General features: G+C 30.7%; 21 protein-coding genes. 17 read left to right on the top strand and 4 right to left on the bottom strand.

What is annotated here, in order from left to right; genetic code table 11:
• Window positions 1-2 precede the first annotated feature (2 nt).
• The 3 genes from arsM (at window position 3) to I0K12_RS18540 (ending at window position 2,722) form a co-directional block, all read left to right on the top strand.
• Window positions 3-971, top strand: coding sequence for an arsenosugar biosynthesis arsenite methyltransferase ArsM (arsM, locus tag I0K12_RS18550; protein WP_196889640.1), 969 nt, complete (start codon window positions 3-5; stop codon window positions 969-971).
• Window positions 972-1,129: 158 nt separating this feature from the next.
• On the top strand, window positions 1,130-2,026 hold the full coding sequence (locus tag I0K12_RS18545; protein ID WP_196889639.1) for a sterol desaturase family protein: 897 nt from the start codon (window positions 1,130-1,132) through the stop codon (window positions 2,024-2,026).
• Between the two features lie 276 nt (window positions 2,027-2,302).
• On the top strand, window positions 2,303-2,722 hold the full coding sequence (locus tag I0K12_RS18540) for an OsmC family protein (protein ID WP_196889679.1): 420 nt from the start codon (window positions 2,303-2,305) through the stop codon (window positions 2,720-2,722).
• Between the two features lie 140 nt (window positions 2,723-2,862).
• Here I0K12_RS18540 and I0K12_RS18535 read toward each other — a convergent pair whose 3' ends face one another.
• Window positions 2,863-4,887 (bottom strand): M3 family metallopeptidase, encoded by a 2,025-nt coding sequence (locus I0K12_RS18535; protein WP_196889638.1) that lies wholly within the window; start codon window positions 4,885-4,887, stop codon window positions 2,863-2,865.
• A gap of 373 nt (window positions 4,888-5,260) precedes the next feature.
• Between I0K12_RS18535 and I0K12_RS18530 the strand changes: the two genes are divergently transcribed.
• The 9 genes from I0K12_RS18530 to rplT all read left to right on the top strand — a co-directional run bounded on the left by I0K12_RS18530 (window position 5,261) and on the right by rplT (window position 12,943).
• Complete coding sequence (locus I0K12_RS18530; RefSeq protein ID WP_196889637.1) at window positions 5,261-5,905, top strand: DUF4412 domain-containing protein; 645 nt, start codon at window positions 5,261-5,263, stop codon at window positions 5,903-5,905.
• 70 nt (window positions 5,906-5,975) lie between these two features.
• Window positions 5,976-7,973 carry a urocanate hydratase gene (locus I0K12_RS18525; RefSeq protein ID WP_196889636.1) on the top strand — a complete coding sequence of 666 codons (1,998 nt, stop codon included), beginning with the start codon at window positions 5,976-5,978 and terminating at the stop codon, window positions 7,971-7,973.
• 87 nt (window positions 7,974-8,060) lie between these two features.
• Window positions 8,061-8,630 (top strand): DUF4136 domain-containing protein, encoded by a 570-nt coding sequence (locus I0K12_RS18520; protein ID WP_196889635.1) that lies wholly within the window; start codon window positions 8,061-8,063, stop codon window positions 8,628-8,630.
• A gap of 51 nt (window positions 8,631-8,681) precedes the next feature.
• Window positions 8,682-8,867, top strand: coding sequence for a DUF5522 domain-containing protein (locus tag I0K12_RS18515; RefSeq protein WP_196889634.1), 186 nt, complete (start codon window positions 8,682-8,684; stop codon window positions 8,865-8,867).
• Between the two features lies 1 nt (window position 8,868).
• A complete protein-coding gene (locus I0K12_RS18510; protein WP_196889633.1) occupies window positions 8,869-9,600 on the top strand; it encodes a DUF4197 domain-containing protein in 732 nt (243 codons plus the stop codon).
• Between the two features lie 151 nt (window positions 9,601-9,751).
• Window positions 9,752-11,692, top strand: coding sequence for a threonine--tRNA ligase (gene thrS, locus I0K12_RS18505; protein WP_196889632.1), 1,941 nt, complete (start codon window positions 9,752-9,754; stop codon window positions 11,690-11,692).
• A 26-nt stretch (window positions 11,693-11,718) separates the two neighbouring features.
• Window positions 11,719-12,279, top strand: coding sequence for a translation initiation factor IF-3 (gene infC, locus I0K12_RS18500; protein WP_317194449.1), 561 nt, complete (start codon window positions 11,719-11,721; stop codon window positions 12,277-12,279).
• Between the two features lie 30 nt (window positions 12,280-12,309).
• Entirely contained in the window at window positions 12,310-12,507 is a 198-nt protein-coding gene (gene rpmI / locus I0K12_RS18495) for a 50S ribosomal protein L35 (RefSeq protein ID WP_196889631.1), read from the top strand.
• Window positions 12,508-12,598: 91 nt separating this feature from the next.
• A complete protein-coding gene (gene rplT / locus I0K12_RS18490) occupies window positions 12,599-12,943 on the top strand; it encodes a 50S ribosomal protein L20 (RefSeq protein WP_196889630.1) in 345 nt (114 codons plus the stop codon).
• Between the two features lie 336 nt (window positions 12,944-13,279).
• Here rplT and prfA read toward each other — a convergent pair whose 3' ends face one another.
• On the bottom strand, window positions 13,280-14,356 hold the full coding sequence (gene prfA / locus I0K12_RS18485) for a peptide chain release factor 1 (RefSeq protein WP_196889629.1): 1,077 nt from the start codon (window positions 14,354-14,356) through the stop codon (window positions 13,280-13,282).
• Between the two features lie 216 nt (window positions 14,357-14,572).
• On the opposite strand from prfA, the gene I0K12_RS18480 reads away from it, so the two are divergent.
• Window positions 14,573-16,579 (top strand): ComEC/Rec2 family competence protein, encoded by a 2,007-nt coding sequence (locus I0K12_RS18480; protein ID WP_196889628.1) that lies wholly within the window; start codon window positions 14,573-14,575, stop codon window positions 16,577-16,579.
• 214 nt (window positions 16,580-16,793) lie between these two features.
• Here I0K12_RS18480 and I0K12_RS18475 read toward each other — a convergent pair whose 3' ends face one another.
• The gene (locus I0K12_RS18475) at window positions 16,794-17,834 is read right to left on the bottom strand and encodes a helix-turn-helix domain-containing protein (RefSeq protein ID WP_196889627.1); all 1,041 of its coding nucleotides are present in this window, start codon (window positions 17,832-17,834) and stop codon (window positions 16,794-16,796) included.
• Between the two features lie 213 nt (window positions 17,835-18,047).
• On the opposite strand from I0K12_RS18475, the gene I0K12_RS18470 reads away from it, so the two are divergent.
• The gene (locus tag I0K12_RS18470; RefSeq protein ID WP_196889626.1) at window positions 18,048-18,494 is read left to right on the top strand and encodes a T9SS type A sorting domain-containing protein; all 447 of its coding nucleotides are present in this window, start codon (window positions 18,048-18,050) and stop codon (window positions 18,492-18,494) included.
• A gap of 5 nt (window positions 18,495-18,499) precedes the next feature.
• Window positions 18,500-19,420 (top strand): hypothetical protein, encoded by a 921-nt coding sequence (locus I0K12_RS18465; RefSeq protein ID WP_196889625.1) that lies wholly within the window; start codon window positions 18,500-18,502, stop codon window positions 19,418-19,420.
• A gap of 363 nt (window positions 19,421-19,783) precedes the next feature.
• Here I0K12_RS18465 and I0K12_RS18460 read toward each other — a convergent pair whose 3' ends face one another.
• Complete coding sequence (locus I0K12_RS18460; protein WP_196889624.1) at window positions 19,784-22,144, bottom strand: TonB-dependent receptor domain-containing protein; 2,361 nt, start codon at window positions 22,142-22,144, stop codon at window positions 19,784-19,786.
• A 227-nt stretch (window positions 22,145-22,371) separates the two neighbouring features.
• Between I0K12_RS18460 and I0K12_RS18455 the strand changes: the two genes are divergently transcribed.
• Both I0K12_RS18455 and I0K12_RS18450 read left to right on the top strand, forming a co-directional pair.
• A complete protein-coding gene (locus tag I0K12_RS18455) occupies window positions 22,372-23,445 on the top strand; it encodes a sensor histidine kinase (protein WP_231372801.1) in 1,074 nt (357 codons plus the stop codon).
• A 129-nt stretch (window positions 23,446-23,574) separates the two neighbouring features.
• Window positions 23,575-24,285, top strand: coding sequence for a LytR/AlgR family response regulator transcription factor (locus I0K12_RS18450; protein ID WP_196889623.1), 711 nt, complete (start codon window positions 23,575-23,577; stop codon window positions 24,283-24,285).
• The last annotated feature ends 774 nt before the right edge of the window (window positions 24,286-25,059 follow it).

The raw sequence follows: 25,059 nt of genomic DNA, 5'->3' as shown, positions 1-25,059 counted from the left end.
TCATGTCATATTTAGACGCAACAGAAGATTTATATAAGAAAGCAGCATTAACCCCAGATGTTGGTTTATGTTGTACGACAACTCCAGTTTGGAAATTTCCTGAATTAGAAATTCCAAAAATTATGTTAGAAATGAATTACGGATGTGGAAGTACTGTAAATCCAAGAGATTTGGTAAACAATCCGAAAATTCTATATGTTGGAGTAGGTGGAGGAATGGAATTATTACAATTCTCTTATTTCTCAAGACAAAAAGGAGGTGTAACAGGAATTGACATTGTCGATGAAATGTTAGATGCTTCAAAGAAAAATTTTAAAGAAGCAGAAGAATTAAATCCTTGGTTTAAGTCTGATTTTGTAGACTTGAAAAAAGGAGATGCTTTGAATTTACCAGTAGAAGATGAAAGTATTGATGTTGCAGCACAAAACTGTCTTTTCAATATTTTTAAATTAGACGATTTAAAGAAAGCATTGCAAGAAATGTATCGTGTGTTGAAACCACATGGTAGATTGGTTTTATCAGATCCAATTTGTGATCAAGATATGCCAGAAAACTTAAGAAATGATGATCGTTTGAGAGCATTGTGTTTAAGTGGTTCTATTCCTTTAAAAGATTATATCAAAATGTTGACAGATGTAGGATTTGGAACTATTGAAATTCGTGCAAAACGTCCGTACAGAATTTTAGATACAAATCATTATGATACTGATGAAAATATCATGATTGAAAGTGTAGAAGTTTGTGCGATTAAAGATCCAATTCAAGAAGATGGAGCATGTGTATTTACAGGGAAATCTGCTATTTATTTTGGAAGTGAAGATTTCTTCGATGATAAAAAAGGACACGTAATGATGCAAAATCAACCTTTAGCAATTTGTGATAAAACTGCTGGAGCTTTAGCAGATCTAAATAGAGACGATATTTATATTTCAGAATCAACTTATCACTATGATGGTGGAGGTTGTTGTTAGGAATTAGTTTTTAGTTCGTCTAATTATTTAACAAATGAAAAATCTAGCGAATTACATTTATTGTAATTTTGCCTCGATTAAAACATGATAGATTAATTATAGAGTAGAAATATATTACCCCACGATATATTTCTACTTTTTAATGTTGTTGAATAATTATGGAATTTACACTAGAATCCTACATCTCTATATTTAAAAATTCGTTCGGGAATTATTTTAATTATTTAGTTCACGAAATTTCTTCACCATCCATTCAAAATTATTTTTATGCTTTGATTGGAATTTCTATTGCTGTTTGGCTTTTAGAAATTGTATTTCCATGGCGTAAAAAACAAGGAATCTTCCGAAAAGATTTTTGGCTGGATACTTTCTATATGTTTTTCAACTTTTTCATTTTTAATCTGATTATTTTCATCGCACTTTCCAATACTTTTGAGCATTTTTTCAAAAATATTTTAGATGTATTTGGTTTAAAAGTAAGTTCACTTCAACTTTTTGATGTAGATAACCTTCCAAAAACTTTAGGTTTATTTATTTTCTTTATCATAACGGATTTTGTACAATGGTGTACACATGTTTTATTGCATAAAGTTCCTTTTTTATGGAATTTCCACAAAGTACATCATTCTGTAAAAGAAATGGGATTTGCAGCACATTTACGTTATCATTGGGCAGAAACATTTGTGTACAAATCTCTTCTGTATATACCACTAGCAATTATCGGTGGATTTGATGCGAAAGATGTAATTATTGTTCATTTTATCACGATTATTATCGGGCATTTGAATCATGCAAATTTCCGTTTACCACTTGGTCCTTTAAAGTATATTTTCAATAGTGCTGAAGTTCATATTTGGCATCATGCGAAAGAATTACCAAAAGAAAAGAAAGATGGAATTAATTTCGGAATTAGTTTAAGTATTTGGGATGTGATTTTTAAAACATTTCATTTGCCACATTCTGGAAAAGATATTGAAATTGGATTTGAAAATGATGAGAAATTTCCAGATAATTTTATCAAGCAAGAGTTATATCCTTTGACGAAGAAAGATTAGGGCGTTTCCCTCCGTTAAAACTTCAGGTCGGGCTTTCCGTTTTTAGTTTTGTTCTTCAAAAAAAGAATTTCTAGGTCATCCGTTGGCTTCCGTTGGTCGCCTCCGTTTCCCAAGAACTTCTAATTTTTGAAAAACAAAAGCTAACCACTCCAATCCCTAACGCAAAACAATTTTATATTAATTCGAAATTAAGAAGATATTTTGATACAACTTAATTCACTATTTTTATATTTGAAATTATAAATACAATTTTCGACTAAAGAAAAAAATAAAAACATAATGGATAAAGTAGTAGTAAGCTGGCAAGAAAACATGCATTTAATTGCAGAGCAACCAGGAGGAACTGTAAGTATTGATGCAGGAGAAGAATTTGGAGGAGAAAACAAAGGATTACGTCCAAAAGCAATGATGCTTTCAGGTTTAGGAGGTTGTGCAGGATTAGATGTTGCAGCTTTTTTAAAGAAAATGCGTGTAACTGTAGATACTTTCAAAATAGAAATGGAAGCAAGTCTTACAGAAGAACACCCAAGAACTTATGACAAAGTAAAAATGGTTTTCAAATTTTTCGGAAAAGATTTCGAGAAAGATAAAATTCAAAAAGTAGTAGATTTATCTGTAGATAAGTACTGTGGAGTATTAGAAATGTTCCGTCAATTTGCAGAATTAGAAATCTCTGTAGAATATATCGAACAATAATAACAGAAAAGAACAGTTATATAATTAATTGGAAAAGTCTATTTCTGTTTATTAAGTTTTGTAAAGAAAAACCTATGAATTGTCGTTCATAGGTTTTTCTATTTTTAAATATCTTAATCGATAACTGAACGTAGTCGAAGTTAAATCAATCCAGCACGCTTCAATAAAGCTGTATTATCTGGTTTTTTTCCTCTAAACTCTTCATAAAGTTCCATTGGTTTAATTGAACCACCTTGCGAAAGAACTGTATTTTTGAATTTAGTTGCAATTTCATGATTAAAAATTCCATTTTCTTTGAAATAAGCAAAAGCATCTGCATCTAAAACTTCCGCCCATTTATAAGAATAATAACCAGAAGAATATCCACCTTGGAAAATATGAGAAAATGCGGTACTCATACAGTTTTCTGCTACATCTGGATATAATTTTGTACTCTCAAAAGCTTCTGATTCGTATTTTTTTACATCTTCGATTTCCATTGGATTTTTACCATGCCAATCCATATCTAGAAGTCCGAAACTCAATTGACGAACCGTTTGCATTCCTTCTAAGAAATTTGCAGAAGCTTTGATTTTTTCTACCAATTCCATTGGAATTAATTCTTCTGTCTCATAATGTTTCGCAAAAAGATTTAGAGCTTCTTCCTCATAACACCAGTTTTCAAAAACTTGACTTGGTAATTCTACAAAATCCCAAGAAACGCTAGTTCCTGATAAACTTGGGTACGTTGTATTTGCTAACATTCCGTGAAGTGCATGACCAAATTCATGAAAAAGTGTTGTAACTTCATTGAAAGTTAGAAGAGATGGTTTTGTTTCTGTTGGTTTCGTGAAATTACAAACGATAGAAATATGTGGGCGAGAATTTTCTCCATCTTTTTTCCATTGACTTTTGTAAGAAGTCATCCAAGCTCCACCACGTTTTCCTTCTCTTGGGAAGAAATCTGCATAGAAAACAGCAATGAAATTTCCATCATTATCTGTTACTTTATAAGTCATCACATCTTCATGATACTTGTCGATATCATTAATTTCCTCAAAATTTAAATCATATAATTTATTAGAAATCGTGAAAACTCCATTTAAAACATTTTCCAATTTGAAATAAGGTTTCAATTGCTCTTGATCAAAATTGAAAAGTTTTGTTTTTAGTTTTTCACCATAATAAGCTCCATCCCATTTTTCTAAAGAAGAAATTCCATCTTCTTTAGCCATTTCTTCCAATTGCTTGAAATCTTTTTCAGCAGCAGGTTTTGCTTTTACCAATAAATCATCCAAGAATGTAAAAACAGTTTCAGGATTTTCTGCCATTCTTTCTTCTAGAACAAAATCAGCATGCGTTTTATATCCTAAAAGATTTGCTCTCTCATAACGAAGTTTTGCAATTTTTAGAACATTTTCTTCATTGTTGAATTCATTTTTCTGAAAAGCTTTTGCACCAAAAGCAATTGCCAATTTTTGACGAAGTTCTCTATTATCAGCATAAGTCATAAAAGGAACATAACTTGGATAATCTAAAGAAATCATCCAACCATCTTTTCCTTTTTGTTTTGCTAACATTGCAGCAGCTTCTTTTGCTCCGTCAGGTAAACCAGCTAGATCTTCTTCATTTGTCAAATGCATTTCAAAAGCATTCGTTTCTGCAAGAACATTTTCTCCAAATTTTAAAGAAAGTTGTGAAAGTTGCTTATCAATTTCACGAAGTTTGTTTTTATCTTCCTCGTTTAAGTTAGCTCCATTTCTTGAAAAACCTTTATACTTTTTTTCTAAAAGCATCATTTGTTCTTCATTTAAATCTAAATCATTTCTTTGCTCATAAACTGCTTTTACACGAAGAAATAATTTTTCATTTAAGCGAATATCATTTGAAAACTCAGAAAGAAGTGGCGAAACAATTTGTGCAATTTTCTGAATTTCTTCATTTGTTTCAGCACTGTTTAAATTGAAAAAAATAGAAGAGATTCGGTCTAATTGACCTCCACTAAACTCTAAAGCTTCAATGGTATTTTCAAAAGTTGGTTTTTCTTCATTTTCAGTAATTGCATCGATTTCTTGTTTTGCTAAAGTAATTCCTTCTTTAAAAGCAGGTTCGAAATCACTATTTTTTATGCTCTTGAAAGGAGCTGTAGTATATAAAGTATTAAAATCTTTTAATAACGGATTCATAAATTTCTATTTTAAATTGAAAACAATTTTTTCTAAATCAAAAATACAATTTTAAATACGAACTCATTTAAACTTTTTAAATCAAAATTCGTTTCAAGCATGTTCATTACTGACTTGTGAAAAATTTTAACCATAGCTAAGGCTATGCTGAAAATTTTTCCCTTCACCATTAATAAACATCATATGAAACTCCTAGTTTTAGTAAAAAAGCTTAAACGAGTTCTACTAAAAAAATAAAAGTTTGAAAAGAGGAAGTTTCTGTTGTTGAAAATCTTTTAGTAAAAAAGTATAAAGAGAATATTTATAACATTTCTGTAAGAATCTATGGTTTTTAAATTGAGTAACTTAAAGTGAATTTTAAAATAGTCGAATCATGAAAAAAATTATCGTATTCTTTTTGTTTGCAATGAGTCTGATGAGTGTAGAAAAAATGGAAGCTCAAAAAGATTTTGAAGGAGTTTTGGTGTATAAATATGAATATTTACATCTTCCTGATGAAATGATGGATTATAAAGATCAATTACCGAAATTTTCTACAGCCTATAGAAAAGGAGATATGTTCAAGATAGAACAAGAAATGATGGGAGGTATGCAAACTTTTATTGCAGATGATAACAAACAAGAACTTAGTATGCTTTTGGATATGAATGGTCAGAAAATGGGAATGAAATTCGATCTAAAAGAAGAGAAAATGGATGTGGATAAAGTGAATTTAAAACATACCAATGAAACAAAAATGATCAAAGGATATAAAGCGAAAAAAGTAACTTTTGATCAGGGAGAAAATCAAGTAGAATTATGGTATACGGAAGAATTACCAAATAAATTTAATGTGTTTTTAGTTCCAGTGGACGGAATGCCTTTAGAATACACAACAAATGTAGGCGGAATGCAGATGAAAGTTACGCTAGATTCTATAAAAGAGAAAAAATTAGATGATAGTGTTTTTGCGGTTTCTGACGATTATACGATGATGGATCCGAAAGCGATGGGAGTAGAAAGTCCTTTTCAAAAATAATCTTTGAAGTATCGGTTTTTCAGCTAAATAAAAACATGTAAATTTGGAAATCCTTAAAAAGAATTTTACAATGACATTTCAAGAACAAATATTACAAGGTATTCCTCAGGAAATTCCTACAGAAAAACCTTATGATACTTCTATAAATCATGCACCAAAACGTAAAGATATTCTTTCAAAAGAAGAGAAACAATTAGCAATTCGTAATGCTTTACGTTATTTTGATAAAGAACAACACGAAGTTTTAGCAAAAGAATTTGCACAAGAGTTAGAAACTTACGGAAGAATCTATATGTATCGCTACCGTCCAGATTATAAAATGTATGCTCGTCCAATTGAAGAGTATCCAGGGAAATCGGAGCAAGCGAAAGCAATTATGCATATGATTCAAAACAATTTGGATTATGCAGTTGCACAACATCCACATGAGTTAATTACTTATGGAGGAAATGGAGCTGTATTCCAAAACTGGGCGCAATATCTGTTGACGATGCAATATTTAGCTGAAATGACAGATGAGCAAACTTTAGTAATGTATTCTGGACATCCAATGGGATTATTTCCTTCGCATTCGGAAGCTCCAAGAGTTGTAGTTACAAATGGTATGATGATTCCTAACTATTCTAAGCAAGATGATTGGGAAAAATTCAATGCTTTAGGTGTAACACAATACGGACAGATGACAGCAGGAAGTTATATGTATATTGGTCCACAAGGAATTGTACATGGAACAACAATTACTGTTTTAAATGCTGGAAGAAAGATTTCTAAAGATGGAGAAGGATTAGCAGGAAAATTATTTGTTACTTCTGGATTAGGAGGTATGAGTGGAGCGCAGCCAAAAGCAGGTAACATTGCAGGATGTGTTTCTGTAGTTGCTGAGGTAAATCCAAAAGCTACTCATACACGTCATTCACAAGGATGGGTTGATGAAGTGATTACAGATTTAGATGCATTAACAAAGAGAGTTCTTAAAGCAAAAGAAAACAAAGAAGTTGTTTCGATTGCTTATCAAGGAAATGTTGTAGATGTTTGGGAGCATTTTGATAAAGAAGGAGTTTATATTGATTTAGGTTCTGATCAGACTTCATTACATAATCCATGGGCTGGAGGATATTATCCAGTTGGAGTTTCTTTTGAAGAAGCAAATGAAATGATGGCGAACGAACCTGAGTTATTCAAAGAAAAAGTACAAGAAACTTTAAGAAGACATGCAGCAGCAGTAAATAACCATGCAGCAAAAGGAACTTATTTCTTTGATTATGGAAATGCTTTCTTATTAGAGGCAAGTAGAGCAGGTGCAGATATTTTTGCAGAAAATGGTATTGATTTCAAATATCCTTCTTATGTGCAAGATATCATGGGACCAATGTGTTTTGATTACGGATTTGGACCATTCCGTTGGGTTTGTGCTTCAGCAGATCCAGAAGATTTAGCGAAGACAGACGAGATTGCTTGTCAAGTTTTAGAAGAAATTAAAAAGAAGTCTCCAGCAGAAATTCAACAACAAATGGATGATAATATCCGTTGGATTAAAGGAGCTCAAGAAAATAAATTAGTTGTAGGGTCACAAGCGAGAATTCTTTATGCAGATGCAGAAGGAAGAATGAAAATCGCAGAAGCTTTCAATAATGCAATTGCAGAAGGAAAAATCGGAACAGTTGTATTAGGAAGAGATCATCATGATGTTTCTGGAACAGATTCTCCATTTAGAGAAACTTCAAACATTTATGATGGTTCTAGATTCACAGCAGACATGGCAATTCACAATGTAATTGGAGATTCATTCCGTGGAGCAACATGGGTTTCTATCCACAACGGAGGTGGAGTAGGATGGGGAGAAGTTATCAATGGAGGATTCGGAATGGTTCTTGATGGTTCCAAAGAAGCGGATACCCGTTTAAAACGTATGTTATTCTGGGATGTGAACAATGGTATTGCAAGAAGAAGTTGGGCAAGAAACAAAGAAGCAAACTTTGCTATCGAGAGAGCAATGGAGGTGGAGCCAAACTTAAAAGTTACGATGCCAAATAGAGTAGAAGATAATTTATTAGAAGGTTTATTTTAATTTATAAATAATCAATAGTATATATTTTACAATTGGAATGAACTTTCGGCATATTTTATATTTAATAATAACTTAAAACCTAAAGATATGAAGATTGTAAAATATATATTCGGTATTTTATTGGCTGTATCTATCGTTTCTTGTGCTTCTATTCAGGTGAACGAAGATTACGATACATCCGTAAATTTTAATAACTATAGAACTTTTGCTTTTGATAAAAAAGGAATTGATAAAGCAAAAATTTCAGATTTGGACAAAAGAAGAATTTTGTATGCAATTGAAAATAATTTGGTTGCAAAAGGAATGACAAAATCTGAAAATCCAGATATGCTGATTAGCATTTTTACAAAAGCTAGAAAAGATGTAAACGTGTATCAGAATAATTTTGGATGGTATGGATATGGTTATTATGGTTGGTATCCTTGGTATTATGGTGGAGTTTATAGTACTTGGCCAAGTACGCAAGTAACCGAATCAACAACCGGAACTTTGTATATTGATTTTATAGATGCAAAAAAATATAGGCTAATTTGGCAAGGAATTGGAAAAGGTTCTGTTTCAGAAACGACTTCGAGTCCGGAGAAGAAAACAGAAATGATCAATGAATTTGTAAATGCAATTCTAAAACAATATCCGCCAGGTTCTCCAAAAAAATAGAAATAACATAAAACCTCGATTTTTTTCGAGGTTTTTTTATAAGTTAACAAAATGGAATTTAAAAGATTGCCTAAATTAGAACCAGAAGATTTTTATTTAACCAAAGAGGGATATAAAGTTTTTACAGAAAAATACCATTTGAAAAGAGGTTATTGCTGCAAAAGTGGTTGTAGGCATTGTCCATATGGTTATGATAAAAAAACAGATACATTTAAGCCAACTAACAAAAACAAATAATATGAAAAAACAATTATTTAAAGTAGGAGCTCTTGCACTTGTACTTTCCTTTGCTTCTTGTGCGGAATTGCAACAAGCTGCAAATAATCTTCCGAAAGATATTTTGAGTCAGTCACAAGAATTGACAAGTACTCAAATAGGAAATGGTTTAAAAGAAGCTCTTGAAAAAGGAGTAAGAGTTGAGGTAAGTAAATTAGCAATGGAAAAAGGGTTTTATAACAATCCTGTGGCGAAAATTAATTTACCAAAAGATTTACAAAAAGTAGATTCTAAACTTAGAGATATAGGTCTAGGAAATGTAGCAGATAAAGGAATTGAGAAACTTAATGAAGCAGCATCAGAAGCTGTGAAAGAAGCGACTCCAATTTTTGTGGAAGCGATTAAAGGAATGTCTTTTCAGGATGCGAAGAAAATCCTTTTAGGAAATGATGATGCGGCAACACTTTATTTAGAATCAAAAACAGAAGTTTCTCTTCAAAGTAAATTTGAGCCAATTATTAAAAAATCATTCGATAAAGTTGGAGCAAATGATATTTGGGAGACAATCATCAAAAAATATAATGCAATTCCTTTTGCAGATGATATCAATCCAGATTTGACGGATTATGTTACAAAAGAAGCTTTAAAAGGAGTGTATAAAATGATTGCTATAGAAGAATTGAAAATCAGAGAAGATGTAAAAGAAAGAACTTCTGATTTGATGAAAAAGGTATTTGCACTTCAGGATAAATAAAATCACTAGTAAAAATCATATATAAAAGAGGATATTTTGTTTGAAAAATATTCTCTTTTTTATTTTTTTGATAAAAAATAACATTAAGTAAAAGTAAAGTATTGCTAAGAAGTATTAAAACTAATATCTTTGCAGTCTTAAAATTAAAAATATGATCAAAGTTACACTACCAGACGGTTCAGTAAGAGAATTCCAAGAAGGGGTTACAGCAATGGAAGTTGCAAGAGATATTAGTGAAGGTTTTGCAAGAAATGTGATATCTGCAAGATTTGATGGAAAGACCATTGAGACTAGTACACCTTTGACCACCGATGGAAGTTTAACTTTATATACGTTCAATGATGATGAAGGTAAAAAAGCTTTTTGGCATTCATCAGCACACGTATTAGCAGATGCTATTACACATTTTTATCCAGATGCGAAATTGACAATCGGACCTGCAATTGATAATGGTTTTTACTATGATATTGATTTAGGAGATGATACAATTTCTGAGAAAGATTTCAAGAAGATTGAAGATAAAATGTTAGAAATTGCTCGTGGAAAGCACCTTTTCCAAATGAGAGAAGTTTCTAAAGCAGATGCATTAGATTTTTATAAGAAACAAGGAAATGACTATAAAGTTGAGTTAATTGAAAACTTAACGGATGGAGATATTACTTTCTGTGATCACTCAAATTTTACAGATTTATGTCGTGGAGGACACATTCCAAACACGGGAATCATCAAGGCTGTAAAAATCATGAGTGTTGCAGGAGCTTACTGGCGAGGTGATGAGAAAAATACACAGTTAACACGTGTGTACGGTATTTCTTTCCCAAAACAAAAAATGCTTAAAGAGTATTTAGAAATGTTAGAGGAAGCAAAGAAAAGAGATCACCGTAAACTAGGAAAAGACTTAGAGTTATTTACATTCTCTCAAAAAGTAGGACAAGGACTTCCTCTTTGGTTACCAAAAGGAGCTGCACTTCGTGAGCGTTTAGAGAATTTCTTGAAAGCTGCACAGAAGAAAGCAGGATATGAAATGGTTGTTACACCACATATTGGACAAAAAGAACTTTATGTTACTTCTGGACACTATGAGAAATATGGAGAAGATAGTTTCCAACCGATTCATACACCAAAAGACAATGAGGAGTTTTTATTAAAACCAATGAACTGTCCACACCACTGTGAGGTTTATAACACAAAACCTTATTCATATAAAGACTTACCAAAGCGTTTTGCAGAGTTTGGTACAGTATATAGATATGAGCAAAGTGGAGAATTACATGGATTAACGAGAGTTCGTTGTTTTACACAAGATGATGCACATATTTTCTGTACTCCAGATCAGTTAGATCGAGAGTTTAAAGGAGTAATTGACTTAGTACTTTATGTTTTCAAAGCTTTAGGTTTTGATAAATTTACAGCACAGGTTTCATTACGTGATCCAGAAAATAAGGAGAAATATATTGGTACGGATGAAAATTGGGAAAAAGCAGAAAATGCGATCATGAATGCTGCTAAAGAGAAAGGATTAAACACTGTAGTTGAATATGGTGAGGCAGCTTTCTATGGACCAAAGTTAGATTTCATGGTAAAAGATGTTTTAGGAAGAAGTTGGCAGCTTGGTACAATCCAAGTAGATTATAACTTACCAGAGCGTTTTGACTTATCTTACAAAGGTTCAGATAACCAATTACACAGACCAGTAATGATCCACAGAGCACCATTTGGATCTATGGAAAGGTTTACAGCAATTTTATTAGAGCATACAGGAGGAAACTTCCCATTATGGTTGACACCAGAGCAAGTTATCTTATTGCCAATCAGTGAAAAATATCAAAAATATGCCGAAAAAGTTTCTAGTTTGCTAGAAAATTCCGAAATTCGCGCCTTAATTGATGATAGAAACGAAAAAACGGGAAGAAAAATTAGAGATGCAGAAGTAAATAAAATCCCATACATGTTGGTTGTTGGAGAAAATGAAGAGAAAGAACAGACAGTTTCTGTAAGAAAACATGGAGAAGGGGATTTAGGAGTATTTACTATCGAAAATTTTGTATCTTTAATAAAATCTGAAGTTCAGAATTCATTAGAGCAGTTTTAATAGTTTAATTTTAAATTTTTTAAGTCATAGCATTAAAGAGAAAAAGAGGCCCTAGAAAGCCTTGGAGAGTAGAGAAAGAGGAACAACATAGAATTAATGAGAAAATTAAGTATGTTCCTGAAGTACGTTTAGTAGGAGATAACGTAGAAGTTGGTGTATATAAAATCGAAAAAGCAAGACAAATTGCAGAAGAGCAAGAACTTGATTTAGTAGAAATTTCACCAAAGGCGAAGCCGCCTGTTTGTAAAGTAATTGATTACAAGAAGTTTCTTTATGAGCAAAAGAAACGTGAAAAAGCGATGAAATCTAAAGCAACTAAAGTTATTGTGAAGGAGATTCGTTTTGGTCCGCAAACGGATGAACATGACTATGAGTTTAAGAAAAAGCACGCGATCAAGTTTTTACAAGAGGGAGCTAAATTAAAAGCGTTCGTGTTTTTTAAAGGAAGATCAATTATTTTTAAAGATCAAGGGCAAATCTTATTATTAAGATTAGCACAAGAGCTAGAAGAATACGGAAAAGTAGAGCAAATGCCTAAGTTAGAAGGTAAGCGTATGATTATGTACGTTGCTCCAAAGAAAAAATAGTATATAAGCAAGTTTCAAAATCAGGACAAGATGCCTAAAATGAAAACAAAATCTAGTGCTAAGAAGCGTTTCAAGCTAACTGGTACTGGAAAAGTAAAAAGAAAACACGCTTTTAAGAGTCACATCTTAACAAAGAAATCTAAGAAGCGTAAGTTGAAGTTAACTCATGACGGTTTAGTACACAAATCAGATGAGGCTAACATTAAACAACAATTGTGTTTAAAATAATTTAAACATAATAACGGTAAATTATTAACCCTGTAATAGTGCTTAAAGAAATAAATTTTATTCGCCTATTACAAAAAAAACAATTTAAATTATGCCTAGATCAGTCAATTCTGTAGCGTCAAGAGCCAGAAGAAAAAAGATTTTAAAGCAAGCCAAAGGGTACTTTGGAAGAAGAAAGAATGTTTATACAGTAGCTAAAAATGCGGTTGAAAAAGGAATGTTATATTCTTACAGAGACCGTAAAAACAAGAAGAGAAACTTCCGTTCATTATGGATCACTCGTATCAATGCAGGTGCTCGTCAATACGGAATGTCTTACTCTAAGTTCATGGGACAAGTAAAAGCTAACAACATCGAATTGAACCGTAAAGTTCTTGCAGATTTAGCGATGAACCACCCAGAGGCTTTCAAAGCTATCGTTAATAAAGTAAAATAAATTTTTTAACTTCTTGCTTATATATATAAAGAAAATCCTAGATGAAAATCTAGGATTTTTTTTATGTCTTTTTTTAAATAGTTGTTATTACGTTTTTTCTTAAAAGACTATATTTACTGTATTAATTTTTTTGGATAGTTTAGAAGTTTTTAAAATGGCTTAGGGATAGCAGCGGCATTCTTTTGCGGAGGTACGGAGCAAAAGATATAGCGGATAGCCCGACCTTCTCTGTAGTGAAACGGAAGAGAAGGGAAGCTTCAAAAAATATACATAAAAAAAGCTCAAACATCTTGTGATATTTGAGCTTTTGTATGTTGAAAAGAAAATAGTAAAGTGTTATAATACTTCTCCTAATTCTTTTAGTTTTTCAGTGTTTTCTGTTAATTTTAATTCTTCAATAATCTTATGAATATCACCATTGATAATATTACTTAAATCATAAAGTGTTAATCCGATTCTGTGTTCTGTAACACGTCCTTGTGGATAGTTATAAGTACGGATTTTTGCAGATCTATCTCCTGAAGAAACTAGAGAATTTCTTTTTGCAGCATCTTCTGCTAGTTTTTTCTCTAATTCTTGTTCATAAATACGCGTACGTAATACTTTCATCGCTTTATCTTTGTTCTTATGCTGCGATTTTTGATCTTGACATTGTGCAACGATTCCTGTAGGAACGTGTGTTAAACGTACGGCAGAATAGGTTGTATTTACAGATTGCCCTCCAGGTCCTGAAGAACAGAAATAATCAACTCTAATATCACTCATTTTAAGGTCGATATCAAACTCTTCTGCTTCTGGTAAAACCATTACTGTTGCAGCAGAAGTGTGCACACGTCCTTGTGTTTCTGTTTGCGGAACACGTTGCACACGGTGTACTCCAGATTCGAATTTCATGTCTCCATAAACATCTTCTCCAGTGATACTAAAGATAACTTCTTTGAATCCTCCTGAAGTTCCTTCACTTACATCTTCAGTTTCGACTTTCCATCCTCTTGAAGCACAGTATTTAGTGTACATTCTGTATAAATCACCTGCGAATATACTTGCTTCGTCTCCTCCTGTTCCTGCTCTGATTTCTACAATTACATTTTTAGCATCTTCTGGATCTTTTGGAATAAGCATGAACTTGATCTCTTCTTCTAATTGAGGGATTCTTTCATTTGCTTCATCCATTTCCATTTTTGCCATTTCTGTCATCTCTGCATCCGAACCGTCTGCGATGATTTCTTTGGCTTCTTCAATGTTTGCTAATAAAGATTCGTATTCGTTGGCTTTTTCAACAACTTGACCTAAGTCTTTATATTCTTTATTAAGCTTAACATAACGTTTTTGATCTGTGATAATATCAGGTTGAATGATCAAATCTGATACTTCATCATAACGCTGTTTTACTATTTGTAACTTGTCTAACATTTCTTCTATTTTCTTGGACTGCAAATTTACAAAAATAAATGCAAATGAGTTCTAAAGCTTTGTTATAGTCTTCTTTTTCAATTTCTTTTGAGATGTTTTTTGGAAAACCGTGATAGGTTATCACAGGTTTTTAGTAGTAGGAAATATCATGATTTAAAGTTATTTTATTGAAAATCAATTAAATGTAATTTTAATCTACACCAAATCCTCCTGATAATGCGTAAATTATTGAATTACATTCCACTTCCATTAGCAATATGTTTTACACTTGGTTTAGTTCTAGGTTTTTATATTGAAATAACGATAATTTCTGTACTTGTTACAATTTTTGTTTTAGCAATTATTTTGTTTTTTATACTTCGAAAATTAGCGAATCCATTGCATTTTAAAAATTCATCCTCTTTTGCGTTTGTTTCTTTTTTATTGGTGATTTGTATTGGAGTTTTGACAATTAATTTACATAAAGACAAAAATCAAAAGAATCATTTTTCGAAAAATTTACAAGAAAATTCTTTCTCTAAAATTAAGATTCTAGAAGTGTTAAAACCTACCAAATTTGCAAAGAGATATTATGGTGAAATTGTAAATCAAAATGGAAAGGAGAGTAGTGGAAAAGTATTAATTTATACAGATACAATTTTTCGAAATTTAGAAGAAGGAACAGAGATTTTGACAAAAGCGCAGCCGAAAGAGTTATATCAAAAAAATAATTTTGGTTTTGATTATGTTTCATTTCTACAAAAGAAACAGATTTTTTATGATTTAAAACTCAATGATAAAAATGCGAAATTTTTGGAAGGGAAATCGTCAATTTCTTTAGCAAGTTCTATCCGAAGAAAAGTAGTTGAGAAATTAGAAAAATTGGATTTATCCAAAGATGTTTTAGCAATAACAAAAGCTCTATTTCTTGGTGAGAAACAAGATATTTCAAAAGAATTATATCAAAATTACACCTATGCTGGAGTAATTCATATTTTGGCAATTTCGGGTCTTCACATCGGAATTTTACTTTTTATTCTTGAAAAATTATTATTCTTTTTAAATCGTAGTCAGCGATTGAAAATTATAAAAGTTCTACTTCAAATTTCGTTTCTCTGGTTTTTTGCTTTCGTGACGGGTTTTAGTCCTTCTGTAACTCGGGCTGTTACTATGTTTTCTATTATTGCGATTGGTTTAAATCTTTCGAGAACTACTTTTGTTTTTCAATCCATTCTTATTTCTTACCTCGTTCTTCTTTTTATAAATCCTTTTTGGTTGTTTCAAGTAGGTTTTCAGTTGAGTTATATTGCAGTTATTTCTATTGTTGTTCTAAAACCTTTGTTGGATAAATTGTTTAAACCAAAGAATAAAATAATCTCCAAAATATGGGATTTGTTCTCGGTTTCGGTTGCTGCTCAAATAGGAATTTTACCAATAAGTCTTTTTTATTTTCATCAGTTTAGTGGTTTGTTTTTTGTAGCGAATGTTTTAGTTCTTTTTCTTCTAGAAATTGTTTTAGCTTTTGGTTTGTTATTGTTGATTTCTCTTATGTTTTATGCTGAAAAAAGTTTTATTTCTGTGATTTATGAGAAAATAATCACATTTATGAATCAGATTATTTCCTTTTTTGCTTCCAAAGAACATTTTGTGTTTACAAATATTTCTTTCTCCTCAATAGACTTGATTTTACTTTATATTTTATTGATTTCGGTTTTCATTTTTTCTTATTCGAAGAAAACTTATAAAACAACATTTTCTTTTTTAGTTATAATTCTTTTCGTACAACTTTCCTTTTTTCAAAAAAATCTTTTCACTGATGCATCTTCTAAGTTTGTAGTTTTTCATAAATACAAATCGAGCACTATAGGAATTGTTAAAAATAAAGATTTAAAGACTTTCGGGAAAGAAGTTCCAATGATTCAGAATTATAAAACAAATTTTGAAATCGAAAATCATAAACATTCAGAAGAAATTCCACAATTAAAATTTTATGATGAAAAGAAAATTTTAATTATAAATAAACCTTTTTTAGTAAAACAAAAATTGCAACCAGATTATTTATTACTTCAGAATAATCCGAAAATTAATTTTGAAAAACTAATTCAAGAGCAAGAACCAAAGTTTGTTGTTTTTGATGGATCTAATTCTGGTTTTTATGTGCGAAACTGGATTAAAACTTGCAAAAAACATAAAATACCATTCTATAATACTTTTGAGAAAGGAAGTTTCGAGGTTGTTTTTTAAGATGGTTTTCTATTTACGTAGATCTTCTCAGCTTAGGGATTGCAGCGACATCCTTTTTTGCTTTTCTTCATAAAATTATTTTAGCAAAAAAGATATAGCGAAAAGCCCGACTCCTTGCTTTTTAGCGAAGTGTAACGAAGCTGAAATGGAAGGGGGGAAGCTCCAGATTAAAATAATTTTTCTAATAAAAATTTGATATAAATAGGAGTTGAAATTAGCTGTAACATTTTCTTTCAGAGGGTAAATGTCCGTGGTATTTTTTAAAAGCTTCGGAGAATTTGCTGACATTTTCATAACCAAAATTGTAAGAGACATTTTTGATTAAGAGAGTTTCGTCGTCTTTTAGCATTTGTTTGGCTAAAACCATTTGTTTTTCTCTAAAATATTGAAAAATTGGCATACCCGTTTCTTTTTTGAAATCGACTTTTAATTTTGAAGGAGAAATACCTAATTCTTTTGCTAAGAAATCTATTCCTGGAAATGGCTGATAAATATATTGGAATAAAACTTCTGTGAAGGGAGTCATTTTCTTTTTTTCTTCTAACGAAATTTTAAAAAGAAAATATTGCAATAATTCTAATGTTTTAATTTTAAGTTCTAGTTTGTTTTTATTCGCACTCTCTTTTTCTTTTGTGAAAATTGCTACAATTTCTTCATTTATTTTATTCGTATTGGAAAAGAAATGTGGGATATATAAAGATTCTTTTTCGGATTCAATAAAATATCGGATCGAATTATAGAAACTATCTGCTTCATTATGAATATTTTTTTCGAGCCATTCTCCTGTGAAAAAAATGATTAATGATCGTGTTTTGGAGGTTTTGTAAAAAAAGTTAATTGCTTTCGCTTTTGGTTTACATAGCAGTCCTTTGTTTTTTTTAAGCTGATGTCCATCAATTATTTGACTATCGTTATCTTTTGAATCCATTCTGAAAGAAAGACTATAATAATCGCTTGGAAACTTAGGGTCTTGTAGCTTTTTATAACTGATATTCTTTTTTATATACAAGTCATTAAAAACTAACCATAATCCTTCTTCGATTTTTTGATATTGAAAAGTACCTTTTGTAAATGGGTTGTCTGTTGAAATTATATTATTTTCTGGTTCATGTGTATTATATGGAATTCCTGATAAGCTTTTGATCATTACTTCTGGAGAATTCCCGACATAAGGAAGTATATAAAAACCATTTTTTTTGGTAACAATGTACCTTTTTAAATTAAAAAAAAAGTTGTCTAAATGTTTTGATGTCATACTTCTACTTCTGTTTTAATATAAACTTGTTACAAAACTATTCAAATTATATTAAAATATCTTATTGGAGGGTATATAAATCTGTTTGGAGTATTTAAGAGAAATCTGATGATTTATGTTTGCATGATATAATAAATTATAAGAATAGCTAAAAATTTTTAGAATTAATTTACAATTAATTGAATTATGAAGCACAAAAAAACAATACGATGTATGGCATTTATTCTCTTAGGTTTAGGAGGGTTACATGCGCAAGAAAATTCATCTGCATCAGGTGGTGAAGCAACAGGAGATGGTGGTGTAAGTAGTTACACTGTAGGTCAAGTAGTTTATACTTCTAATACAGGAACAAATGGAAGTGTAGAACAAGGAGTTCAGCAACCATATGATATTTCTGTAATAAATGTAAACGAAATAGCTATTGATTTAGAGCTTTCAGTTTATCCTAATCCTACGAAGAATTATTTAGTCTTAGAATCTAAAGATACCGATAATTTAAATTTTCAATTGATTGATGTAATAGGAAATGTAATTGAAAATAGAAAGGTAAATAGTGAATCTTTAAATATTAATTTAGAAAAGCACCCAGCTGCTATTTACTTTTTAAAGATTACGAAAAACAATCAATTGGTTAAAACTTTTAAAATCATCAAAAAATAAACAACATGAAAAAAATATTTAAAATAGTAGTCGCATTATTATTAACTACAAATGTTTGGGCACAGAGTCCAGAAAAAATAAGTTACCAAGCAGTAATAAGAGATGCGGATAATGCATTATTATCAGATGAAATTGTAGGAATGCAAATTAGTATTCTTAAAACAAGTTCGGCCGGGACTGCAGTATATGTAGAAACTCAAACACTGCCTACAAATGTCAATGGATTGGTATCTTTAGAAATTGGAGCAGGAACTTTGGTAAGTGGAGATTTTACTTCTATTGATTGGGCAAATGATTCTTATTTTATTAAGACAGAAATAGATCCGGAAGGAGGAACTAACTATACGATAACAGGTACTAGTCAATTATTAAGTGTTCCTTATGCATTACATGCTAAAACAGCTGAAACAGTTGCTTCTGAAGTAAAATATGAGATCGGAGATTTTGCACAAGGAGGTATAGTATTTTATGTAGATGCATCAGGAAAGCACGGTTTAGTTATTGCAATGGATGATTTAGAAAATCAATTACCTTGGAATGATGGTTCTACTACAAGAACTATGGGAGATGCTAATGGTTTATATGCAGGAAGTAGAAATACAACTTTAATTATAGCAAATCAAGGAGCAGGAAATGGAAATTCATACGCTGCTTATGCTTGTGCAAATTACAAAAAAGATGAATTATCTGATTGGTATTTACCTTCATTGTTTGAATTAAATTATTGGATATATCCTCAATTAGATGTTATTAATGCTGCTTTATCTGATAATGAAGGTACGGTGTTAAGTACATCTAATTATTGGTCAAGTTCACAAGATACAGGTTCACCAACTCAATCACATTGGTTTAACTTTACAAATAATAATACAGGTATTTCTGCTAATTCAACTCTTTATTCAGTTAGAGCAATTAGACGTTTTTAATTTAAGTTGAAGTTTCATTTAAAAAAAATACTCAAAACAGGATAAAAAAGAGCATTGGGGGATGTTTGATTTTTAATGTTTTGAGATAATATTTTTTATCAAGAAATAAGAGGCCTTTGAGAAATCAAAGGTCTTTTTTTGGCTTAGGGATTGCAGCGGCATCCTTTTTTGCTTCTCTTCATAAAATTATTTTAGCAAAAAAGATATAGCGGAAAGCCCGACTCCTTGCTTTTTAGCGAAGTGTAACGAAGCTAAAATGGAAGGAGGAAGCTCCAAATAGTAGGATGAATTATAAAATTCAAAAAACCGAATACTCCTAAGAATATTCGGTTTGATACATGATCTAATTAATAAATGAAAAGTTTAATCTGGTAATCTATCTCTTTCGTTTTTCTTACGGTTAAATCTATAAGTTAAACTTGCACGAATTCTTCTTCCGCTATTTGTTTGATTGTAATTTATCTGGAAATTTTCTCCGGTTACATATCTTTTTTCAATTCTTGAGTCAAAAATGTTGTAAACAGAAAGTGAGAAAGACATTTTATCATCCAAGAAATCTTTGTTTAAACCTAAGCTTGTCCAAGACAAAGCATCTACAGTAGTTTGCGCATTTTCCTTTTTTCCGTCGAAAGTAGAAGAAATCTGTAAAGAGAATTTCTTTGGTAAACGCATACGAGCATTGATTTTTGAAGACCAACTATCGTTTTTAGAACTATAGGAAACATTTTGATAATCTCCAGTTTGGTTGAAATAATAATAATTAAAATCTGTTGAAAGTCTTAGCCATTTTACAGGACTATAATTGATAGAAATCTCTGCTCCAATTCTGTCTTCTTTGTCCAAATTTACTGGTGTAGAAAATAATTTTCCATCAGGTAATTCTGTGGTGATAAAGCTTACAAAGTCTGTTGTGTGTTGGAAATAAACAGAAGGATTTACTTGAATTTTTCCAATTCTCCAAAGTTGTCCAAGCTCAAAAACATTTGTGTACATCGGATCTAAATCTGGATTTCCTCCATAAATAGCTTGGTTATTTGCAATTCCTCCAAAAGGATTTAATTGCCAAAATCGTGGTCTAGAAATACGCTTACTATAGCTCAATTGTATATTACTTTTTTCAGAAAAATTATAAGTCAAATGAACTGTTGGGAAAAGATTGATATAGTTTTTTGTTTGGTCAAAGATATTTTTGTGGTCCAAAATTTCAATGTTTGTGATTTCAGTTCTTAAACCAAGCATGTATTTAAACTTGTTTTTACTGTTTTTATACTGCACATATGCTCCGTAAATTCCTTCGTTATATTTGAAAAGATTCGTGAATTGATCTACCAATTCTCCATTATCCATTACGTTATAATTACTACGAATTCTACGATATTGCCCACGAACTCCAGTTTCGATTCCTCCTTTTTCTCCAATTGGTGTTTCAAAATCTGTTTGGAAATATAAATCTTTACTACTTTCAATATCTCTACTCGAAATATAATCTACTTCTGGATTTAAAGGTTCAATAATCTGTGCTGTGATCGATTCGTTCTCATCATCATTCCAGAAATCATATTCTAGATTCATACGAAGTTTTTTCCCTTTTTTATCAAAAGTTTTTAAATAATCAATTTCTAATTGGTTGTAAGTTTGTGGTTCTTCATATTTTTCAATTCTTCTATACGTATCAATTATTTCTTTGTTTTGGTCTAAAGAAGAAAAAAGGAATGTATTGTTTCTCTCATTCTCGTTGTGATTTCTAGTATAAGTTAGTGAAAGTGTGTTTTTGTCGTTGAAATAATAATCTCCTCCAAAATAAATATTGTAGTTAGATCTGCTTCTTTCCAAATCGGTATCTAAATTTTGAAAACTAACAGGAATTCCATTCTCAAAATTTGTTCTTTCAAAAGATTCTCTTGGGTCATAAGTTTGTGAGCGATAACGTAAATTCGTGAAAATATTAAACTTTTGTGTTTTGTAATTTACATTAAAATTAATTCCGCTATTTTCAGGAATTCCTCCTTCTACTTTTACAGAACCTGCCAAACCAGATTTTTTATTTTTCTTTAAAATAATATTGATAATCCCAGCAGTTCCTTGTGATTCATATTTTGCAGAAGGATTTGTAATCACTTCAATTTTTGCAATATTCTCAGAAGGAATTTGATCTAAACCTCCGTTGGAAGTCAATACAGATGGTTTTCCATTTATTAGGATATTTACCCCTGAATTTCCACGTAAACTTACATTTCCTTCTACATCCACTCCAACTGAAGGTACATTTTCTAAAATATCAATTGCCGAACCAGATTTTGAAATAATATCTTTTCCAACATTGAAAACTTTTTTATCTAATTTATATTCAACAGTAGATTTTTCAGCAGTGATTTCTACGGCATCTAGTTGCTGATGATCTTCTTCCATCAAAATAGTTTCTAAAGTAGTGTTCTTATCAATTTTTCTATCATCAATAAAAACATCTTTAAAAGCTAAATATTCAATTTTAATATCATAGGTTCCTGAAGGAATTCTGAATTTAAATTCCCCTTTTTCATCTGTTACACCTCCAGTAATAATTGTTTCATTATTATAATTCAAAATCGTAACAGTAGCAATCTCCAAAGGTTGTTGCGATGTTTTCTCAACAATTTTTCCTTGAATTGTTACATTATTTTTCTGTGCAAAAAGTAAACTGCTCAGAAAAAGTGCAAAAATTAATGGTAATATTTTATAGTTCATGTCTAAGTTTTTTTCTCGTTTGACTGATGCAAATGTGAAATAAATAGAAAAACGAATGGGAAAGAGTCGACAAACAGACAATTATAATCGTCCAAAACTGAAAATAAATTCAAAACAAAAATTTGTCGACAGTTTGTATGTATTCATCCTTTTTTTTGCTTAATTCATCGTTCTGAAAAAAAAAGAAAATAATAACCATTAATTTTGAAATTGGAAAAACAGACAAAATGAATAAACAAACAGAAATTTTTAATAAACTCACAAAATCAAAATGGATGGTAGATATTCTATTTTGGGTTTGTGTGTATTTTTTAGATGTATTAAAATTTTTTGGAATATATAGTGATGAACCTTTTTTAAGTATTTTAGTTTACTCTTTATCAACATTACTTCCTTCTATAGTCGGTGCTTATTTTTTATATCTTTTTGCAATTCCTTATCTATACTTACAGAAGAGATATTTTCTTTTTTATTCTCTTTCTATATCAAGTTTATATATTATTTCTGCTTATGGTCGAATTTTAATGGTGCATGTAGCAGAGACTTTAGTAAGACAAGGAGAATTTGAACAAGAATCTATTTGGGAAATTCTGACAGATTGGAAAATTTTAGTAATCAAATATTTTCCTGCCATTTATTTACCAGTATTTATGTTTCTTTTTATGAAGTTTGTTTTGTATTTCAAAAAAAATGAAGAACGAAGAAATAATTTAGAAAAAGAAAAATCTATTGCAGAACTAAATGCTTTAAAGTCGCAATTAAATCCACATTTTCTGTTTAATACTTTAAATAATATTTATCTTCTAGCAATTGAAAAATCACCGAAGATCCCTGAAGTGATTGAGAAATTATCTGCTATTTTGGATCATATTTTATATCGATGTAATAGTGAAATTGTTCCAATAAGTTCGGAAATTACTTTGCTAGAAAATTATATCTCTCTAGAAAAACTTCGATACGACGAAAGACTAGAAGTAATCTTTGATAAAGAAATAAAACAACCAGTTTCCATAGCTCCTTTGATTTTACTTTCTTTGGTAGAAAATGCTTTTAAGCATGGAGCAGGGGAGGATAGTGGTTCACCGAAAATTAGAATTTTATTAAAATCAGAAAATTCTAGAATCGATTTTCAGATTTCAAATACTATTTCAGAATCGAAAACTTTACCAGAGAATAAAAATTCCATAGGTTTATTAAATATCCGAAAACAATTAGATTTGATTTATCCAAATAATTATAATCTTGAAATAATTAAAGGAAAATCATTATTTACTGTAAAGTTAGAGTTGGGCTCAAATTAAACTTCGATTCCGTTCAGCCACCAAGAAATTATTCCCCTCTCGAGAGGGGCTAGGGGTGTGTTAAGAAATACAACTCAAAAAACATCAAAAATAAACTAAAAGAAAAACCAGATTTTAAAAAAATAATAAATGATAAAATGTGTAATAGTCGATGACGAACCTTTAGCGATTCGTTTGATAGAAAATCATACATCTCAATTAGAAAACATAGAAGTTGTAGCAACTTGTAATAATGCCATGAAAGCATTCGAAGTTTTACAAACAAAAGAGGTGGATTTACTGTTTTTGGATATACAAATGCCCAATATTACTGGGGTTGACTTTTTACGCTCTCTGAAAAATCCTCCGAAAACGATTTTCACTACAGCTTATCGAGATTATGCCATTGAAAGCTATGAACTAGAAGTTGTAGATTATCTTTTGAAGCCAATCACGTTTCAGAGATTCTTTCAAGCGATTGAAAAATATTCTCGACTTTCTACATCAGTCACTTCAAAAACTATTACACAAGAAAATAAAAAAGAAGAAGATTTTGTTTTACTAAAATCTGGGAATAAATACCACAAAGCTTCTGTACAGACAATTTCTTATATCGAAAGCTTGAAAGATTATATTTCTGTATACACTGATTCCAAAAGGATTGTTTCTAAATATAAAATCAGCGATATTGAGCAAAAGTTAGAAAATCATAATTTTCTAAGAATCCACAGATCTTATATTGTGAATTGCTCTAAAATAACTGCTTTTACCACAAATGATATTGAAATAAATGACAAAGAATTACCAATAGGAGCAAGTTATAAAAAACAAGTTTTAGAATATTTAGAGAGTTTGAAGTAGAATACACACAATTTTTTAATTGAAAACCTAGCGACTTTTATAAAGTGTGCCCATTACTTTTAATATTTATGAGATCATGTTTATAAACTCGCACTAGCGATAATCATAAATTGATAAATAAAAACAGAACTTGTCAACCCTACTTTCGAAACAGGCTAGAGTTGTGATTCAAAATAATTAAAATATTCTCACAAATTTCAAAAAGATAATACCTTTATTATATATAATTAAAATTTGGGCGTTCCCCTTCGTTAAAAATTCGGGTCGGGCTTTCCGTTTTTAGTTTTGTTCTTCAAAAAAAGAATTTCTTGGTCATCCGTTGGCTTCCGTTGGTCGCCTCCGTTTCCCAAGAACTTCTAATTTTTGAAAAACAAAAGCTAACCACTCCAATCCCTAACGCAAAAAACAAATACATTATAATAGTACCACCTATTATATAATAAGTACATCTTCCAAAACACAATAAACAGACGGCTGAGCGAAGCTAAAAACTAAAACCCACAATATAATATATAAGCAAAGCGAATATAAAAACTCCCCTCCTTTTAAAGGAGGGGTAGGGGGTGGTTAAATTTTTTCACACCCAACCCACTGAAAACCAAACCCTCTCCAAAAACAATCAAAAATAAATGCAAAAACTTCATAAAAACACTTGCAGGAACGAATAATTCACGTACATTTGCATCCGCTAAAACAAACAAAGGCAACGGCGTTTGTAGCAGCAAAAAGTTCTAAAACAAGGTTGAAAAAATAATTTTTAAAAAAGTTTTGAAA

The sequence above is a fragment of the Aureivirga sp. CE67 genome, from assembly GCF_015767245.1.
Taxonomy (GTDB): domain Bacteria; phylum Bacteroidota; class Bacteroidia; order Flavobacteriales; family Flavobacteriaceae; genus Aureivirga.
Note: the sequence above shows the minus strand (reverse complement) of the source record. Positions and strands in the feature narration are given on the sequence as shown.

Excerpts from the sequence above, each read along its gene's own strand:
- arsM (WP_196889640.1), top strand. The coding sequence starts at position 3 with ATGTCATATTTAGACGCAACAGAAGATTTATATAAGAAAGCAGCATTA.
- I0K12_RS18545 (WP_196889639.1), top strand. The coding sequence starts at position 1,130 with ATGGAATTTACACTAGAATCCTACATCTCTATATTTAAAAATTCGTTC.
- I0K12_RS18535 (WP_196889638.1), bottom strand. The coding sequence starts at position 4,887 with ATGAATCCGTTATTAAAAGATTTTAATACTTTATATACTACAGCTCCT.
- I0K12_RS18530 (WP_196889637.1), top strand. The coding sequence starts at position 5,261 with ATGAAAAAAATTATCGTATTCTTTTTGTTTGCAATGAGTCTGATGAGT.
- I0K12_RS18525 (WP_196889636.1), top strand. The coding sequence starts at position 5,976 with ATGACATTTCAAGAACAAATATTACAAGGTATTCCTCAGGAAATTCCT.
- I0K12_RS18520 (WP_196889635.1), top strand. The coding sequence starts at position 8,061 with ATGAAGATTGTAAAATATATATTCGGTATTTTATTGGCTGTATCTATC.
- I0K12_RS18515 (WP_196889634.1), top strand. The coding sequence starts at position 8,682 with ATGGAATTTAAAAGATTGCCTAAATTAGAACCAGAAGATTTTTATTTA.
- I0K12_RS18510 (WP_196889633.1), top strand. The coding sequence starts at position 8,869 with ATGAAAAAACAATTATTTAAAGTAGGAGCTCTTGCACTTGTACTTTCC.
- thrS (WP_196889632.1), top strand. The coding sequence starts at position 9,752 with ATGATCAAAGTTACACTACCAGACGGTTCAGTAAGAGAATTCCAAGAA.
- rpmI (WP_196889631.1), top strand. The coding sequence starts at position 12,310 with ATGCCTAAAATGAAAACAAAATCTAGTGCTAAGAAGCGTTTCAAGCTA.
- rplT (WP_196889630.1), top strand. The coding sequence starts at position 12,599 with ATGCCTAGATCAGTCAATTCTGTAGCGTCAAGAGCCAGAAGAAAAAAG.
- prfA (WP_196889629.1), bottom strand. The coding sequence starts at position 14,356 with ATGTTAGACAAGTTACAAATAGTAAAACAGCGTTATGATGAAGTATCA.
- I0K12_RS18480 (WP_196889628.1), top strand. The coding sequence starts at position 14,573 with ATGCGTAAATTATTGAATTACATTCCACTTCCATTAGCAATATGTTTT.
- I0K12_RS18475 (WP_196889627.1), bottom strand. The coding sequence starts at position 17,834 with ATGACATCAAAACATTTAGACAACTTTTTTTTTAATTTAAAAAGGTAC.
- I0K12_RS18470 (WP_196889626.1), top strand. The coding sequence starts at position 18,048 with ATGGCATTTATTCTCTTAGGTTTAGGAGGGTTACATGCGCAAGAAAAT.
- I0K12_RS18465 (WP_196889625.1), top strand. The coding sequence starts at position 18,500 with ATGAAAAAAATATTTAAAATAGTAGTCGCATTATTATTAACTACAAAT.
- I0K12_RS18460 (WP_196889624.1), bottom strand. The coding sequence starts at position 22,144 with ATGAACTATAAAATATTACCATTAATTTTTGCACTTTTTCTGAGCAGT.
- I0K12_RS18455 (WP_231372801.1), top strand. The coding sequence starts at position 22,372 with ATGAATAAACAAACAGAAATTTTTAATAAACTCACAAAATCAAAATGG.
- I0K12_RS18450 (WP_196889623.1), top strand. The coding sequence starts at position 23,575 with ATGATAAAATGTGTAATAGTCGATGACGAACCTTTAGCGATTCGTTTG.